Origin of the sequence: Pseudomonas sp. ArH3a (assembly GCF_022648765.1) — a bacterium.
Taxonomy (GTDB): domain Bacteria; phylum Pseudomonadota; class Gammaproteobacteria; order Pseudomonadales; family Pseudomonadaceae; genus Aquipseudomonas.
Genome location: NZ_CP080330.1, coordinates 1453853 through 1469704 on the forward strand (window position 1 = coordinate 1453853; position 15852 = coordinate 1469704).

The following is a 15852-nucleotide window of genomic DNA, read 5'->3' on the forward strand; positions in this document are numbered from 1 at the left end:
CCTCGCTTACAGACCGTGAGCCATGGCTTTATCGATCAGCCAGTTCAGCGATGGGCCACGGTCGCTGGTCACTTCTACCGGGCGGCCGGCGTAGGTGCTGTCCAGCGGGGCATCCGGCTTGATTTGCACGCGGATGTCGGAGGACAGGTCTGCGCTGTTCAGGCTGGTGCTGCTGACGATGGTGCCGGTGCGGATCTGTTCTTCGTCGGCGATCTGGAAGTTCACCTGTGTACCTGGGCGAACGTCGGCGAACTGGCGGTAGGTGAAGCGCGCTTCCACGTTGGCCAGGCTGCCGCGTGGCACCAGTTGGAAAATCACATCGCCCTTGCTGGCGTACTGGCCGTCGGCGACCAGTTGCTGGGCGACGATGCAATCGCATGGGGAGGTTAGGGTGCCGGTCATTTGCTTGCCGAACAGCTCTTCCACCTTGGCCGGTTGCAGCTGCTCTTCGTCCAGGTGGCCCTTGAGCACATCGAGCATGCTGGTGCTGAAGGTCGCCAGTGGTGCGCCTTTGGCGGCGACCGCGTCACCTTTGAGCAGGCTTTGCACAGTGCCGTCGCGCGGCATGGTCACGTTCATGCCGGGTACGCTGACGAGGCCAGCCTGGGCATGGCTGACGAAGTACATGCCGTACACCGATTTGAAGATGAAACCGAAGGCTGCCAGGCCGACGATGAAGATACCTGCGCTGAACACCACGGCGCGCAAGCGGCCCGCGGCGCTCATGTTGCTGCCGCCGTCCTTAACCTTGCGCGCCTTGGTGAAGTTGTCACGTTGCAGGGTCGCCAGCACGTCGCCCATGGTCACGATGTCGCCGGACAAGTGCGAGGTGATCAAGTGGCGCAGGGTGGAAATATCCTGGGCGTCGAGGTTCTGGAACTGGCAACCGGTACGGCCAGTCTGGCGGTCGTAGGAGCGAATCTGCAGCTCGACATCCATCGCCAGGCCGAGGTTATCGATGACGAATTGCAGGCGGCCTTTGTGCACTTCACCGACGGTCAACGGCTGGGTGGCGGTGAACGCCAGGCCGCCGGCAGACAGGTCGATCACCCGTGCTTCGGTCTGGGTGCGGTCGGTGTTGAAAAAGCGCAGCTTGGCCGGGATTTTGACCCGGGCATGTTGGCGCTGGGCTTCGGATTCGTGGACAACGTTGGCGTTTACTTGGCTATTCATGGTGCTTTAGTTCCTAGTTAATTCAGGCTTGGCAGGGTCAGACCATCATCAGCAACACGGCGACGAAAATGCTGCCGGCGGAGAAGGTCATGGTCCGAGACGACCAGGTGTTGAACCAACGTTGAAAGCTGGCCAAATCGCGGGTCAGTTTGGTGTCCTGGCGAGTCCAGGACTGTTGATCAAGGCGGAAGAACACGTAGATCTTCACCAGCGCGCCCATGATCTGGTTGTAATAGAGAATCACCGGGTAAGCCGGGCCGATCTTGTGACCGGAGCACGACAGCAGCAGGGTCAGGATCAGGCGAGTGATGCCGATCCACAGCAGGTACGCGAGGATGAACGCGCCGCCGTATTTGAAGGTGGCGATGACGGCCACGGTCAGGCCGAGCAGCGAGGTCCACATCGACACGCGCTGATCGAACAGCACCACGCTGGTGAACAGGCCGAGCCGGCGCACACCCAGGCCCAGGGCACGGGAGTTCTGACGCAGGTTGTTGCCGTACCAGCGGAACATCAGCTTGCGGCTTGCCTTTATAAAGCTCTTTTCCGGTGGGTGTTCCACGGTATTGATCGCGGCATCCGGCACGTAGAAGGTGTCGTAACCCAGGCGCATCAGGCTGAACCAGCTGGACTTGTCATCACCGGTCAAGAACTTGAAGCGGCCCAGGCGCCAGTGTTGCAGCGAGTCGCTTTCCACATCGGCGATAAAGCCCGGGTCGGTGACCACGCTGGCACGGAACACCGACATGCGCCCGGTCATGGTCAGCACGCGTTTGGACAGGGCCATGGAGCACATGTTGATGTGACGCTGGGCGAAGCGCAGCTTGTGCCATTCGCTCATGATGTAGCCGCCGCGCACTTCGCAGAACTCGTTAGTGGTCAGGCCGCCGACATTGCCGAACAGTTGGAACCACGGCACGGTCTTGCGCACCACGCCTTCGGCGAGCACGGTGTCGCCATCGATCACCGCAACCACGGCACGGTCATCCGGCAGGTGGCGGGAGATGGCGCGGAAACCAAAGGCCAGGCCGTCGCGCTTACCGGTGCCGGCAATGCGCACGAAATCGAGCTTCACGTGTTCCGGTGGGTTCATGCGTTCCCACAGGCTTTTCACCAGCAGCTCATCGGACATTTCCACCAGCGAGCAGACCACGGTGGTGGGGAAGCCGCATTCGATGGCCTCGCGGATCACTGAGCTGTAGACCTGCGCGGTGGTCAGCGCGTCAATACGAAAACTGGTCACCATCAGGAACACATGGGAGGGGTCCGCCGACTTGCCCAGCTTGCGCACTTTACGGCGCAGGTGCGGGTAGACCACGTACAGGAACAGCATGCCGCGAAAGAAATGCGTAGCACCCATCGAGTAGCGCCAGATACCGACGGCGCCAATCAGGAAAATAAAATTCTTCGACTCGGAGTCGAACGTACTCGCCGGTAACAGCAGGGCGAGTCCCATCAGCAGGCTCAGAAAGAACAGCCAGCCGGCGGATTGGAGCAGTACGTGTTTTAACTTGGACATAAGCGTCATCCGAAGGTGAAGAAGGCTCCAGGCTGCAAGCGCTGGGGATGGGTACGCTTGCAGCCTGAAACTTGCCGTTGCTGTTACCAGCAAATGCCTTCGGTGCGGCCTGTCGTACTGGTGGCCTTGGACATGAAGCCCACCAGGTCGATGACTTGCTTGCCGTGCGGCGCGTTCTGCGCCAGGGCACGGAACTTCTCATCGCGGTTGCCGAGGATGATCACGTCGGAGTTGTTGATCACATCATCGAAGTCCGAGTTGAGCAGGGACGACACATGCGGGATCTTGCCTTCGATGTAGTCTTTGTTCGCGCCGTGGACACGGGCGTACTCGACGTTGCTGTCGTAGATGCTCAGGTCGAAACCCTTGCCGATCAGCATTTCCGCCAGCTCCACCAATGGGCTTTCGCGCAGGTCGTCGGTGCCGGCCTTGAAGCTCAGGCCCAACAGGGCGACTTTGCGTTTGTCGTGGCCGGCGACGATGTCGAAGGCGTTTTGCACCTGGGACTCGTTGCTGCGCATCAGCGAGTTGAGCAGCGGCGCTTCCACGTCCAAGGTGCTTGCGCGGTAGGTCAGGGCACGCACGTCTTTGGGCAGGCACGAGCCGCCGAACGCGAAGCCTGGGCGCATGTAGTACTGCGACAGGTTGAGGGTTTTATCCTGGCAGACCACTTCCATCACTTCGCGACCATCGACGCCGACGGCCTTGGCGATGTTGCCGATTTCGTTGGCGAAGGTGACTTTGGTGGCGTGCCACACGTTGCAGGTGTACTTGATCATTTCGGCAACGGCGATGTCCTTGCGGATGATCGGTGCGTCGAGTTCTTCGTACAGCGACTGCAAGACATCACCGGAGGCTTTGTCGAACTCGCCGATGACGGTCATCGGTGGCAGGTCGTAGTCGGCGATGGCGGTGGATTCACGCAGGAATTCCGGGTTGACCGCGACGCCGAAGTCGACGCCGGCTTTCTTGCCGGAGCAGTCTTCGAGGATCGGGATCACCACATTGGCCACGGTGCCTGGCAACACGGTGCTGCGCACTACGATGGTGTGGCGGGTGGCTTTGTCACGCAGGACAAAACCGATCTCGCGGCATACCGATTCGATGTAGTTGAGTTCCAGGTCGCCGTTTTTCTTGCTCGGCGTACCGACGCAAATCATCGACAGGTCGGTGTCGCGGATGGCCTCGGCGAAGTTGGTCGTGCCGCGCAGTCGGCCGGTTTCAATACCCTGGCTCAACAGTTCACCCAGACCCGGTTCAACGATTGGCGATTTGCCCGCATTGATCAGGTCAATCTTTTCCTTGGAGATGTCTACGCCGACCACTTCATGGCCACGGGCAGACAGGCAACCGGCACAGACTGCGCCAACGTAACCGAGACCAAATATGCTGATGCGCATCGCATTTACCTCTTTGTCATTGAAGACGATATTAATCATGCCAATTAGATGGCTGGAGTTCATGTTTGCAAGCGTCACTGATGCCGCGAAAGTTGGGCGAATAGACGCCGACTTACCGTGTGCAGGCATGTTAAATAACGAGTGACTAACGAGTGCACTCAAGTTGTGCGAAACGTGGCCTTGTTATTGGCACTTGCCCTGAAATGCAGCCAGCCTTCCTGGGGGAAGGGCTTGGCGCCAGCGCCGCAGGGCATAGATTGAGGCAATTAGCCTTTAAGTATCAATGCCTTGGGTTATATCGCTGACCCATTAGGGGAAGCTGAGCCTTGGCCTTGTAGTTGCTGGCGATTCATCCTTATCGCCGCTATTAACTAATCGGTTGGTAATATGACTCCTGAGTCAAAGTTCAATATGACAACTTTGCTACTTCCGTTGGTCGGTCATGTAAGTCATCTCTTACAGCAACAGAGAATTTCGTTACCGGTGGTATGAGCAGTGCTTTGGGGTGAAGTTCCTAGCCGCTCATCCTGTTTCCGGAAATTTCTTGAAATATTAGAAAAGATGGCACTGGTACTATACTGATAGCACTTGCTATTTGGGCCAGTAGTTATAGGGAGTTGGTGCGACGGGATAGTTTTGTGCCACCAGTGTTTTAAAAAATGGGTGCCACTACGAAAAAAAAAGAGAAATGTCGAGTGAAAGATTCGTTAGGAATTCGCCAGTATGTTTTTTGGCGCCAAATAAATGACGATTACAGTTATCGAATGCGAACGAAAATGTGGGAGCTGGCTTGCCTGCGATGACGGAGTATCAGTCGACTTATCTCTGACTGAAACACCGTAATCGCAGGCAAGCTAGCTCCCACATTGGTTTTTTAGCGTCTGTGAGGCGGGTGCAGGGCCTTATTCCGGCGCGTGATCGCGTAGGAACACCAGGTTATCCGGCTTGGACTGCTCGGCATTGAAGCGATAACCCTGCACATCGAACTGCTTGAGCTTGGCTGGGTCGTTGATGCGCTCTTCGATCACAAAGCGGCTCATCATGCCCCGCGCTTTCTTGGCGTAGAAGCTGATGATCTTGTACTGGCCGTTCTTCAGGTCTTTGAACTCGGTGTTGATGATCCGCGCGTTCAGGGCCGTGCGTTTGACTGCCGAGAAGTACTCGTTGGAGGCCAGGTTGAGCAGTACGTCATCGCCTTGTTCGGCGAGGGCTTCGTTGAGCCACTCGCTGATGCGAGTGCCCCAGAAGGCGTAGAGGTCTTTGCCACGGGCATTGGGCAGTTTGGTGCCCATCTCGAGGCGGTACGGCATCATCAGGTCCAGCGGGCGCAGCAGGCCGTACAGGCCGGAGAGCATGCGCAGGTGGTCCTGGGCGTAGGTGAAGTCGGCGTGACTGAAGGTTTCGGCGTTGAGGCCGGTGTAGACGTCACCCTTGAAGGCCAGCAGGGCCTGCTTGGCGTTCTCCGGTGTGAAAGCGGGGTTCCAGCTGCCGAAGCGCGCGGCGTTGAGGCCGCCGATCTTGTCGGAGACGTGCATCAGGTCGCTGATTTGGGCTGGGCTCAGTTCACGCAGTTGTTCGATCAGCTCCTGGGAGTGGTCGAGGTACTGCGGCTGGGTGAAGCGCGGGGTTACCGGCTTGGACTCGAAGTCGAGGGTTTTGGCGGGGGAAATCACCATCAGCATGAGGTTGGCTCCTGTAATCGTGGCGTGTAGCGTGGGCGGGATTCTAGGGGTTGGGGCGGTTTGACTCCACCTATGATGGCGATAGGCGCGATCCGCTATGATGGGCGGTGACTCTGGAGAGGGAGACCCTAGGTGCGAATCGCGCTTTTATTATCTGCTTGCCTGTTATGCCTGACCGCCAACGCGGCGCCGGTTGATGTAGCCAGCCTGGACCGCACCACCTGGCCAGAAAAACTCAGCAGCCCCGCGCTGTTCGACGTCGCCTCACGCGCCGAAATCCTGATGTTCGCCCACAGCTTGATCGCCAGCGAAGCCCAGGACGAAGCCGCACTCAAGCAACGCCTGGGCCTGAAGATCATCAACCTGGCGGCCATCGACGACCTGCGTCGCCAGCTCTGGCAGCGCCTGCTGGAAAACTACACCTTCGCCCAGCAAAGCTGCGAAGAAGACGCCTCATTCTGCTACCTGGTCGAAAGCATGGACGACCTGCGCGAGCAAGCCGGCAAATTCCAGGTCAGCGACAACTCTTTCTACATAGGCTGGGCTGGCCCCAGCCATAACTTCCACGAACGCTACTTGGACGAACTCCTGCGCAAAGCCGCACTGTTCCCACAGATCAGCAGCGAAATCGCCCGTTTCGGCGACCACGAACGCAATGGCGACGAATTCAACGACCGCCTGTTCCTGCTCACGTTCGACGGCGGCCCCGCGCCGGTCAGCGGCCATACCGACTGGCTCACCGACTACCTGCGCAAGCAGAAGATGAACGCCACCTTCTTCGCCCTCGGCAGCAGCCTGCAAACCCGCGTAGAACGAAGTTCCGCCGCCGATGTGCAGGCGCTCTACCAAGGCCAGTGCGTGGGCACCCAAGGTTGGCAATACCGTTCCCACAGCCATTGGGTCGACTGGCAAAGCTCGATCACCCGCAGTGCCGCGCTGGCGCAGAACCTGATGCCGGAAAACTACGTGCCGCTGTTTCGCCCGCCATACGGCCAGCGTCGCGCCGACAGCCAGGGCTTCTTCCAGTCGCAAGGTTTGCAGGTAGCGCTATGGGACATCGACTCCCAGGACGAGCCCGGCAAACTCAAGGCTGATGAGTCGGCGCAGCGGGTGCTGACACTGATGCTGTTGTGGCGCAAAGGTGTGATTGTGTTTCACGACACCCAGGACAAGGCGCGGGTCGCATTACCGATGTTGCTGCAGGCAACGGCGCAAAGTGGGCTGGGTTGGCAGGACTGCCGGGAGGCGTTTCGCTGAAAAAGCGCAAATGCCCGGCCCTGTTGGGGATGAGGCGTTTCGGGGGTGATTTTGTGCGACATTTCGATGCAGGCGGACTTCCGACTTTAACGGGGTGGCTGGCACTCGGCTAGTGCTATTCGTCATCCTGAAAAATAAACTTCAAAAAAGCGTCAAAGTGCTTTTTCCTGTCATGGTTTTTGCGGTATTACGAAGTCAGATCGCCGAAACCTGCAACACAGGTGGCGTCTTCCAAGACTCCTCATGTGAGCACTGCACTTGACGTCACTGCGGTGCAGTCGGTGGTCGAATCGAGGCGCAGCACCGCCCAGGTATTGCGTCGACTGGCTCCCACAAAGGTGACCGAGTATGGATGATCATGGACGTAACCCTTCTTCCGACCAGCCAATCCTTTATGTGCTTGATACCAACGTATTGATCCACGATCCAAACGCACTGCTTAATTTCGAAGAACACCACGTCGCCATCCCGATGATCGTGCTTGAGGAGCTCGATAAGCTCAAAAGCGGCCACCACAGCGTTGCCGCCGAATGCCGCCAGGCCATCCGCCTGATCGACAAGACCCTGGGTGAAGCTTCACCTGAGGACGTTGAAGTCGGCGTGCCGATCCAGCGTGGCAAAAGCGGGCCCAAGGGCTTGCTGTCGATTCTGATGAGCAAGCGCAGCGAGCCCAACAGCCTGCTGCCGGAAAACCTGAACGACAACAAAATCATCAACCAATTGATCGACCTGCACGCGCGTGACAAGGACCTGCGCCTGGTGCTGGTGACCAAAGACATCAATATGCGCCTCAAGGCACGAGCGTGTGGGATCGCTGCCGAGGACTACAGTACCGACCAACTGGTCGACGACGTGTCGATGCTGTCGCGGGGTTATCACACCGTGACCGGTTCCTTCTGGGACCTCGTCAGCAAGGTCGAAACCCGTCAGGACCATGGCCGCACCTGGCACCAGGTACAACTGATCGACAACCTGCCGGCCGTGCACATCAATGAATTCATCATCGACGAACAGGGGTTTGTGGGCTGGATCAAAGAGATCCAGGTCGACAAATTGCTGATCCTCGACCTGCATCAGGAACCCCTGTTGCACCAGGAAGCCTGGGGCCTGAAACCGCGCGACATCTATCAGAGCCTGGCGCTGTACGCGCTGCTCGACCCGGATATTCACTTGGTTAACCTGACCGGCGCCGCAGGCTCAGGGAAAACCATCCTCGCCCTGGCTGCTGCCATCGAACAGACCATGGTGACCAAGCGCTATCGCCGCATCATCGCCACCCGCAGCGTGCAGGGCCTGGACCAGGAGATCGGCTTCCTGCCCGGCACCGAAGCGGAAAAAATGGAGCCGTGGCTGGGGGCGATCACCGACAACCTCGAAGCCTTGCACATGGATGATGAAAACACCCATGGCAGCGTCGATTACATCCTCAGCAAAGTGCCGTTGCAGTTCAAATCCCTCAACTACATCCGAGGTCGCAGCTTCCAGCAAAGCCTGATTTTGATCGATGAATGCCAGAACCTCACGCCGCACCAGATGAAAACCATCATCACCCGTGCCGGCGCCGGTTCCAAAGTGGTGTGCCTGGGCAACCTGGCACAGATCGACACCCCTTACCTGTCCGCGACCAGCTCCGGGCTGACTTACCTGACGGAACGCTTCAAAGACTTCCCCAACGGCGTGCATATCGCGCTGCAAGGGGTACCTCGTTCGATACTCGCCGAGTACGCCGAGTCCCATCTGTAAAACACACTGATGTCGCAGTTGGTGGCTAAATGCCACGAACCGCCCCGGATTTCTCGCGAAATCCGGGGTTTTTGTTGTGCGCGACATTTGTCTTCGTTAATGCGCCGTGGGTGCTTGTGGGGTTTGTAATTATTTTGTTACATTTTTTCGCGCCGCAAAAACAATAAGAACGCTGTGTGACCCCGTCGGAACACCACCTCATTGATTCGACGATGTTTTAAAAAACCTATGGGTTTTTCGCGTGACCCTGCCTATTACAAAAAGCCCGATACATCGCTCATTGACGACGCACATATCCAAAGGGAAAGGAATAATGGACGTAGCAGGTAATGGCTTCACTTTGTCTCAAAAAAGCAAGCGCGCTACAGGTTTCAAATCGATACCCCTCACGCCCATCGCACTCGGGCTGGCTTTATGGCTAAGCCAGGGGCCGATGGCCATGGCCGATGACGCCAGCCCCTACACCTCTCAAGTGTTGGATGCGGCGTTCAGGAAAGCCGTTGCATCGTTTGGCCCCGACACCGATGTCTACAAGAACCTGCGGTTTGCCTACGCCGATATCGTCGACCTCGCCGCCAAGGACTTTGCCGCCCAATCGGGCAAGTTCGATTCAGCCCTCAAGCAAAACTACGAGCTGCAGCCGGAAAACCTGACCATCGGCGCCATGCTTGGCGATACCAAACGGCCGCTGGACTATGCCTCGCGGCTGGATTACTACCGCAGCCGGCTCTTCAGCAACAACGGCCGCTACACCACTAATATTCTCGACTTCTCCAAAGCCATCATCGCCAACCTGCCGGCTGCCAAGCCCTACACCTACGTAGAGCCGGGCGTCAGCAGCAACCTCAACGGGCAACTCAACGCCGGCCAGTCCTGGGCCGCCGCCACCCGTGACTGGAGCGCCAACGCGCAAACCTGGAAAACCCCCGAAGCCCAGGTCAACTCCGGCCTGGACCGCACCAACGCGTATTACGCCTATGCCTTGGGCATGACCGGCAAGGGCGTGAACGTGGGCGTGCTGGACTCGGGCATCCTCACCGAACACTTCGAGTTCCAGGGCAAAAATGCCCAGGGCCAGGATCGCGTGCAGGCGGTGACGTCCACCGGCGAGTACTACGCCACCCATCCGCGTTACATCCACGACACGCCGGACGGGGAGTTTCAAAAAGGCGAGCATTTCAGTATTTCCGGTGAGTACGACCCGACCATCAACGACGGTCACGGTACGGAAATGTCCGGCGTGCTGGGCGCCAGCCGCAATGGCACCGGCATGCACGGCATCGCGTTTGACGCGAATATTTTTGTCGCCAATACCGGCGGCACCGACGACAACCGCTTCCAAGGCTCCAACGATCTGGACTACAACGCGTTCATGGCCAGCTACAACGCCCTGGCGGCGAAGAACGTGTCGATCGTCAACCAGAGTTGGGGGCAGAACTCGCGTAACGAGGTGGAAAACCACTTCGGCAATGTCGGCGACAGCGCGGCGGACAACGTGCGCGATATGAAGGCGGCCTATCGCCCGTTCTGGGACAAGGCCCACGCCGGGCAGAAAACCTGGATGGACGCCATGGCCGACGCCGCACGGCAAAACACCTTTATCCAGATCATTTCGGCGGGCAACGACAGCCACGGTGCCAACCCGGACACCAACGCCAACCTGCCGTTTTTCAAGCCGGATATCGAAGGCAAATTCCTCTCGATCACCGGCTACGACGAGACCAGCGCCCAGGTCTACAACCGCTGTGGCACCTCGAAGTGGTGGTGTGTGATGGGCGTTTCGGGCATTCCGTCGACCGGGCCTGAAGGCGAAATCATCCCGAATGCCAACGGCACCTCCGCGGCCGCGCCGAGCGTGTCCGGGGCCTTGGCGCTGGTGATTCAGCGCTTCCCCTACATGACCGCCAGCCAGGCTCGGGATGTGTTGCTGACCACCTCCAGCCTGCAAACGCCGGATGGGCCGGACACGCCGGTGGGCACCCTGACCGGTGGCCGCACCTACGACAACCTGCAACCGGTGCACGATGCCGCGCCAGGCACGCCGCAAGTGCCGGGCGTGGTCAGCGGTTGGGGCTTGCCCAACCTGCAAAAAGCCATGCAGGGGCCAGGGCAGTTTCTCGGCTCGGTGGCAGTGGCTTTGCCCTCCGCCACACGCGATATTTGGGCCAACCCGATTTCCGACGAAGCCATTCGCGCCCTCCGTGTAGAGGACGCCACCGAGCAGGCCACCTGGGCGGCCACCCAGCAGCAAAAAGGCTGGCTGAACGGCTTGCCGGCCAATGCTTCGGCGGATGATCAGTTTGAATACGACATCGGCCACGCCCGGGAACAGGCGACGCTGGCACGCGGCAAGGATTTGCTCACCGGCACCACCTACGTCGGCAGCCTGGCCAAGTCCGGCGACGGCGAACTGGTGCTGGAAGGCCAGAACACCTACTCGGGCAGCACTTGGGTGCGCGGTGGCAAGCTGTCGGTAGATGGTTCGCTGACCTCTGCCGTGACCGTGGATGGCAGCGCCGTAGGCACACGCAATGCCGACAACGGCGTGATGACCACGCTGGGCGGCACGCTGGCCGGCAACGGCACGGTGGGTGCGTTGACGGTCAACACCGGTGGCCGCGTGGCACCGGGGCACTCGATCGGCACTCTGCACACCGGCGACGTGACCTTCAACCCGGGCTCTGTGTATGCCGTGGAAGTTGGCCCCAACGGGCAAAGCGACCAGATCCAGAGCAGCGGCGTCGCCACCCTCAACGGCGGTGTAGTGACCGTTTCCCTGGAAAACAGCCCCAACCTGTTGTCCGCCACTGAAGCCCGTAGCTTGCTGGGTCAGCCGTTCAATATCCTCAGCGCCAGCCAGGGCATCAATGGGCAGTTTACGGCGATCACGCCCAACTACCTGTTTATCGGCGCCCAACTGAACTACCAGCCGAATCAACTGAGCCTGGCGGTGGAGCGCAACCAGACGACCTTTGCCAGCATTGCGCAAACCCGCAACGAACGTGCCGTGGCGACGGCCGCCGAGGCGTTAGGCAGCGGCAGCCCGGTGTATGAAAGCCTTCTGGCGTCGGACTCGGCCGTCCAGGCGCGGGAGGCGTTCAAGCAACTCTCGGGGCAATTGCACTCGGACGTGGCGGCGGCGCAAATGGCTGACAGTCGCTACATCCGTGAAGCGGTCAACAGCCGCCTGCAACAGGCACAGGCGCTGGATTCCAGCGCGCAAATCGAGACCCGCGACAACGGTGGTTGGGTGCAGTTACTGGGCGGTCGCAATAACGTCAGTGGTGACAACAACGCCAGCGGTTATTCCTCGTCCACCAGCGGTGTGCTGCTGGGCCTGGACACCGAGGTCGGCGACGGTTGGCGTGTGGGCGCGGCTACCGGTTACACCCAAAGCCACCTCAACGGAGACGCTTTCGCCTCGGCCGATAGCGACAACTATCATCTGTCTGTTTACGGCGGTAAGCGTTTCGACGCGATTGCCTTGCGCCTGGGCGGCGCCACCACTTGGCACCGCATCGACAGCTCGCGGCGCGTGGCTTACGCCAACCAGTCGGACTACGACAAAGCCGACTACAGCGCGCGCACCGATCAAGTGTTTGCCGAGATCGGTTACACCCAGTGGAACCTGTTCGAACCCTTCGCCAACCTCACGTACCTGAACTACCAGAGCGATTCGTTCAAGGAGAAAGGCGGCGCCGCCGCCTTGCATGCCAGCAAGCAAAGCCAGGACGCCACGCTCTCGACCTTGGGCTTGCGCGCGCATACCCAAGTGCCGGTCAGCTCGACCTCGGCGGTCACGTTGCGCGGTGAGCTGGGCTGGGAGCATCAGTTTGGCGACACCGATCGTGACGCTTCGCTGAAGTTCGCCGGTAGCGACACCGCCTTTGCCGTCAACAGCGTGCCCGTGGCGCGTGACGGTGCGGTGATCAAGGCCAGCGCGGAAATGGCCTTGACCAAAGACACGCTGGTGTCCTTGAGCTACAGCGGTTTGCTCTCCAACCGGGGTAACAACAACGGGATCAATGCCGGGTTTACCTTCCGCTTCTAATCCTGGCGCTGTTGTTATAAAGGGCATAGGTATTTACGCAACTCTTTGTGTAGCTTTAAGCCTGTGGGGGGGTAGGTAGATTGAGTACATATCCGTTGCTGCGGTAACGGCGGCTATTGGTTCCGCCCTTACGGCGGGTCACTTTTGGAAAAGAGCCCCAAAAGTAACCAAAAGGGCTCTTGCCCCACCACTCGGTGCCTCGCCTAGGCTCGGCATGCCCTCACTCCGGCTTGAATCCGTGGGCCGCCGCGATGGGCCATCCTTGGCCCAGCGCGGCTAACCCGGCGTCCTGCCGGGTTACCCACGGATTCAAGCCTGCGTTCGGCCATCGTGGTTTAACGGGGCGCCTCAGATCAAGATCAAGATCAAAAGCAAGAGCACGGCGGCCTAGTAGCCGACCTGAGTGGTAGAAGCAAAAGCAAGGCAAAAGCAGAGCAGAAGCAGAGCACCACCCTATCTAGCTGATGTAATGAGATCCCAATGTGGGAGCGGGCTTGCTCGCGAAGGCGGTGTGTCAGTCAGCTCATGTGTAACTGCCACACCGCCTTCGCAAGCAAGCCCGCTCCCACAATTTTGACCGAGTTCGACTGCCAGACCGCAGTGCTCTGCTTTTCTGTGGGAGCTGGCTTGCCTGCGATGCAGACACCTCGGTGTATCAGGCATAACCAGTTGATGCCATCGCAGGCAAGCCAGCTCCCACATTAGATTGAGTTCAGTTTCAGAGATCAGGTCGGCTGTCAGGCCGCCGTGCTCTTGCTTTTGATCTTGATCTTAGGCGCCCCGTTAAACCACGCTGGCCGAACGCAGGCTTTGGAGCGGGGGTAAACCGGCAGGACGCCGGTTTAGCCGCGATGGGCCAAGGATGGCCCATGGCGGCGGCCCCCGGATTCAAGCCGGAGTGAGCAACCGTGTCGAAATTCAAGCCATTTCAGCGAAATGCTTTTGATCGCGCACCATCGCATTCAAGATCGTCAGCAGCTTTCTCATGCATGCAACCAGCGCTACTTTCTTCGTCTTTCCTGCAGCAAGCAGATGGTTGTAGAACCTCTCGATCACCGGGTTATGGCTCTTCGAGGACAAGACGGCCATGTAAAGCACACTTCGAACCTCAGCTCGACCACCCCATATCCGTCTACGCCCTTTGTAGAGGCCGCTATCGCAGTTAAAAGGCGCCACACCAACCAAGGCAGCCACTTGTTTGCGATTAACCTTGCCCAGCTCCGGAACCATCGCCAGCAGCGAAAGTGCGAGCACGTTGCCAACACCAGCGACCTCGCGTAGCAAATCATAATTGGCCTTCCAGACCGGGGAAGCCTTGATGGCTTCGTGCAAGTCATCGTCTGTGCTTTTAAGCCGCTTTTGAAGCCAGGTGATATGTGCCTTGATGTCTCTTCGAAGTGCCTTGAATACCGCCTGCTTCAGCCGAGACTCCTCCGCCACGATCATGTCGATGAGTTGGCGGCGTCGAGTGAGTAGATCTGCCAGCTCACGAGTGTGTTCATCTGGCATCTCTCGAATCTCGGGTTTGACCGCCTGGGCAAACTCCGCAATCACCTGGGCATCCAGAGCATCGGTTTTAGCCAACCGACCGGTAGCTTTGGCGAAATCACGCACCTGGCGGGGGTTGACGACAACGACTGGCAGTCCCGCAGCGCAAAGCTCCGCAGCCGCAAGCCGCTCATATCCCCCAGTTGCTTCCAACACCACCAAAACCGGCTCCTGAGCCTTGAGATGTTTAGCTAAACGCTGGATATCTTCTTGAGTATTGAAAAACTGTTCGACTTGGCCAGTGGTGCTGACAAATGAGTCGAGCTTGTTTTTGGAAACATCAATTCCGACAAACGCAGAGTCATGGTCCATGGTGTTTTCCTCACGTCCAACCTTGCAGAATCGGGCTTCGCGCCCTGGCAACCGTTCGGACTAGTTTAGGAAGGAATCTGCTTCGACCCACGCTCACTCACGATCTCGAAATCCGAGGGCATAACGGTCTGAAGCAGATGAAAATCATCTTACAAGGGCACACCGAAGCGTGAGCGAGGTGCCGAGTGGTGGGGCAAGAGCCCTTTTGGTTACTTTTGGGGCTCTTTTCCAAAAGTGACCCGCCGTAAGGGCGGAACCAATAGCAGCCGTTACCCAAATAACGGATATGTACCCAGCGCCCCCGCGAAAACCAAAGAACTCAACCCGAAAAAAAGATGTGTAGATACCGATGCTATAAAGGGCGCACTACGCCCCTTTATTCATGGGATAAACAGCCTGCGCAAAATTGACCCACGGGTTTACAATTGCCGCTCCTGATCAGGAGTATCCCTGTGCTGACTCATCTCGATTCCCAAGGTCGCGCCCATATGGTCGACGTCACCGACAAAGCCGTGACGTTCCGCGAAGCCGTGGCCGAAGCGCGGGTGCGCATGCTGCCCGACACCCTGAAAATGATTGTCGACGGCGCCCACCCCAAGGGCGACGTATTTGCCGTGGCCCGTATTGCCGGGATCCAGGCGGCCAAGAAAACCAGTGACCTGATCCCGCTGTGCCACCCGCTGATGCTCACCGGCGTCAAGGTCGAGCTGCGCGCCGATGGTGTGGACGCTGTGCATATCCTCGCGCGCTGCAAACTCAGCGGCCAGACCGGCGTGGAGATGGAAGCCCTCACCGCCGCCAGCGTCGCGGCGCTGACGATCTACGACATGTGCAAGGCCGTGGACCGTGGCATGACCATCGAAAGTATTCGCCTGCTGGAAAAGCTCGGCGGCAAAAGCGGGCATTTCAAGGCGGACCAGGCATGAGCATCAACGTATTGTTTTTTGCGCGCTACGCCGAGGCGGTCGGCTTTGACTCGCTGGAGATGGAAGGTGATTTCGCCACGGTTGATGCGGTGCGCCAGGCGCTGGCGGCAGACCCTGAGTTTGCAGTGCTCAACGAACCCAGCTTGATGTGCGCGCGCAACGAGGAGCTGTGTGGCCTCGATGAACCGGTGCAAGCAGGCGATGAAGTCGCGTTTTTTCCGCCCGTGACCGGAGGCTGATC

10 protein-coding genes are annotated in these 15852 nt (G+C 58.9%); 5 read left to right on the top strand and 5 right to left on the bottom strand.

Annotated features, from left to right (window positions below; genetic code table 11):
* Nucleotides 1-6 precede the first annotated feature (6 nt).
* The 4 genes from K0P33_RS06550 to yaaA all read right to left on the bottom strand — a co-directional run bounded on the left by K0P33_RS06550 (nucleotide 7) and on the right by yaaA (nucleotide 5774).
* Nucleotides 7-1173: an alginate biosynthesis protein Alg44 gene (locus K0P33_RS06550; protein WP_094952162.1), complete on the bottom strand. Its 1167-nt coding sequence runs from the start codon at nucleotides 1171-1173 to the stop codon at nucleotides 7-9.
* Nucleotides 1174-1210: 37 nt separating this feature from the next.
* Entirely contained in the window at nucleotides 1211-2692 is a 1482-nt protein-coding gene (alg8, locus tag K0P33_RS06555; protein ID WP_176462977.1) for a mannuronan synthase, read from the bottom strand.
* An 83-nt stretch (nucleotides 2693-2775) separates the two neighbouring features.
* Nucleotides 2776-4092 (bottom strand): nucleotide sugar dehydrogenase, encoded by a 1317-nt coding sequence (locus K0P33_RS06560; protein WP_094952169.1) that lies wholly within the window; start codon nucleotides 4090-4092, stop codon nucleotides 2776-2778.
* A gap of 902 nt (nucleotides 4093-4994) precedes the next feature.
* Nucleotides 4995-5774 carry a peroxide stress protein YaaA gene (gene yaaA, locus K0P33_RS06565; protein WP_242154546.1) on the bottom strand — a complete coding sequence of 260 codons (780 nt, stop codon included), beginning with the start codon at nucleotides 5772-5774 and terminating at the stop codon, nucleotides 4995-4997.
* Between the two features lie 132 nt (nucleotides 5775-5906).
* Between yaaA and K0P33_RS06570 the strand changes: the two genes are divergently transcribed.
* The 3 genes from K0P33_RS06570 to K0P33_RS06580 all read left to right on the top strand — a co-directional run bounded on the left by K0P33_RS06570 (nucleotide 5907) and on the right by K0P33_RS06580 (nucleotide 12825).
* A complete protein-coding gene (locus tag K0P33_RS06570; protein WP_094952165.1) occupies nucleotides 5907-7031 on the top strand; it encodes a polysaccharide deacetylase family protein in 1125 nt (374 codons plus the stop codon).
* Between the two features lie 348 nt (nucleotides 7032-7379).
* Nucleotides 7380-8774 carry a PhoH family protein gene (locus K0P33_RS06575; RefSeq protein WP_012722339.1) on the top strand — a complete coding sequence of 465 codons (1395 nt, stop codon included), beginning with the start codon at nucleotides 7380-7382 and terminating at the stop codon, nucleotides 8772-8774.
* A gap of 313 nt (nucleotides 8775-9087) precedes the next feature.
* Nucleotides 9088-12825: an autotransporter serine protease gene (locus tag K0P33_RS06580; RefSeq protein WP_242154549.1), complete on the top strand. Its 3738-nt coding sequence runs from the start codon at nucleotides 9088-9090 to the stop codon at nucleotides 12823-12825.
* Nucleotides 12826-13743: 918 nt separating this feature from the next.
* On the opposite strand, the gene K0P33_RS06585 is transcribed toward K0P33_RS06580, so the two are convergent.
* A complete protein-coding gene (locus tag K0P33_RS06585) occupies nucleotides 13744-14685 on the bottom strand; it encodes an IS110 family transposase (RefSeq protein ID WP_094953916.1) in 942 nt (313 codons plus the stop codon).
* A 452-nt stretch (nucleotides 14686-15137) separates the two neighbouring features.
* On the opposite strand from K0P33_RS06585, the gene moaC reads away from it, so the two are divergent.
* Both moaC and moaD read left to right on the top strand, forming a co-directional pair.
* Nucleotides 15138-15611 (top strand): cyclic pyranopterin monophosphate synthase MoaC, encoded by a 474-nt coding sequence (moaC, locus tag K0P33_RS06590; RefSeq protein WP_056858942.1) that lies wholly within the window; start codon nucleotides 15138-15140, stop codon nucleotides 15609-15611.
* On the top strand, nucleotides 15608-15850 hold the full coding sequence (gene moaD / locus K0P33_RS06595; RefSeq protein ID WP_242154551.1) for a molybdopterin converting factor subunit 1: 243 nt from the start codon (nucleotides 15608-15610) through the stop codon (nucleotides 15848-15850). Before moaC ends, moaD begins: the two co-directional genes overlap by 4 nt.
* Nucleotides 15851-15852 lie beyond the last annotated feature (2 nt).

What these genes read in the sequence shown, in the direction of transcription:
- K0P33_RS06550 (WP_094952162.1), bottom strand. Translation starts at nt 1,173, where the DNA reads ATGAATAGCCAAGTAAACGCCAACGTTGTCCACGAATCCGAAGCCCAG.
- alg8 (WP_176462977.1), bottom strand. Translation starts at nt 2,692, where the DNA reads ATGTCCAAGTTAAAACACGTACTGCTCCAATCCGCCGGCTGGCTGTTC.
- K0P33_RS06560 (WP_094952169.1), bottom strand. Translation starts at nt 4,092, where the DNA reads ATGCGCATCAGCATATTTGGTCTCGGTTACGTTGGCGCAGTCTGTGCC.
- yaaA (WP_242154546.1), bottom strand. Translation starts at nt 5,774, where the DNA reads ATGCTGATGGTGATTTCCCCCGCCAAAACCCTCGACTTCGAGTCCAAG.
- K0P33_RS06575 (WP_012722339.1), top strand. Translation starts at nt 7,380, where the DNA reads ATGGATGATCATGGACGTAACCCTTCTTCCGACCAGCCAATCCTTTAT.
- K0P33_RS06580 (WP_242154549.1), top strand. Translation starts at nt 9,088, where the DNA reads ATGGACGTAGCAGGTAATGGCTTCACTTTGTCTCAAAAAAGCAAGCGC.
- K0P33_RS06585 (WP_094953916.1), bottom strand. Translation starts at nt 14,685, where the DNA reads ATGGACCATGACTCTGCGTTTGTCGGAATTGATGTTTCCAAAAACAAG.
- moaD (WP_242154551.1), top strand. Translation starts at nt 15,608, where the DNA reads ATGAGCATCAACGTATTGTTTTTTGCGCGCTACGCCGAGGCGGTCGGC.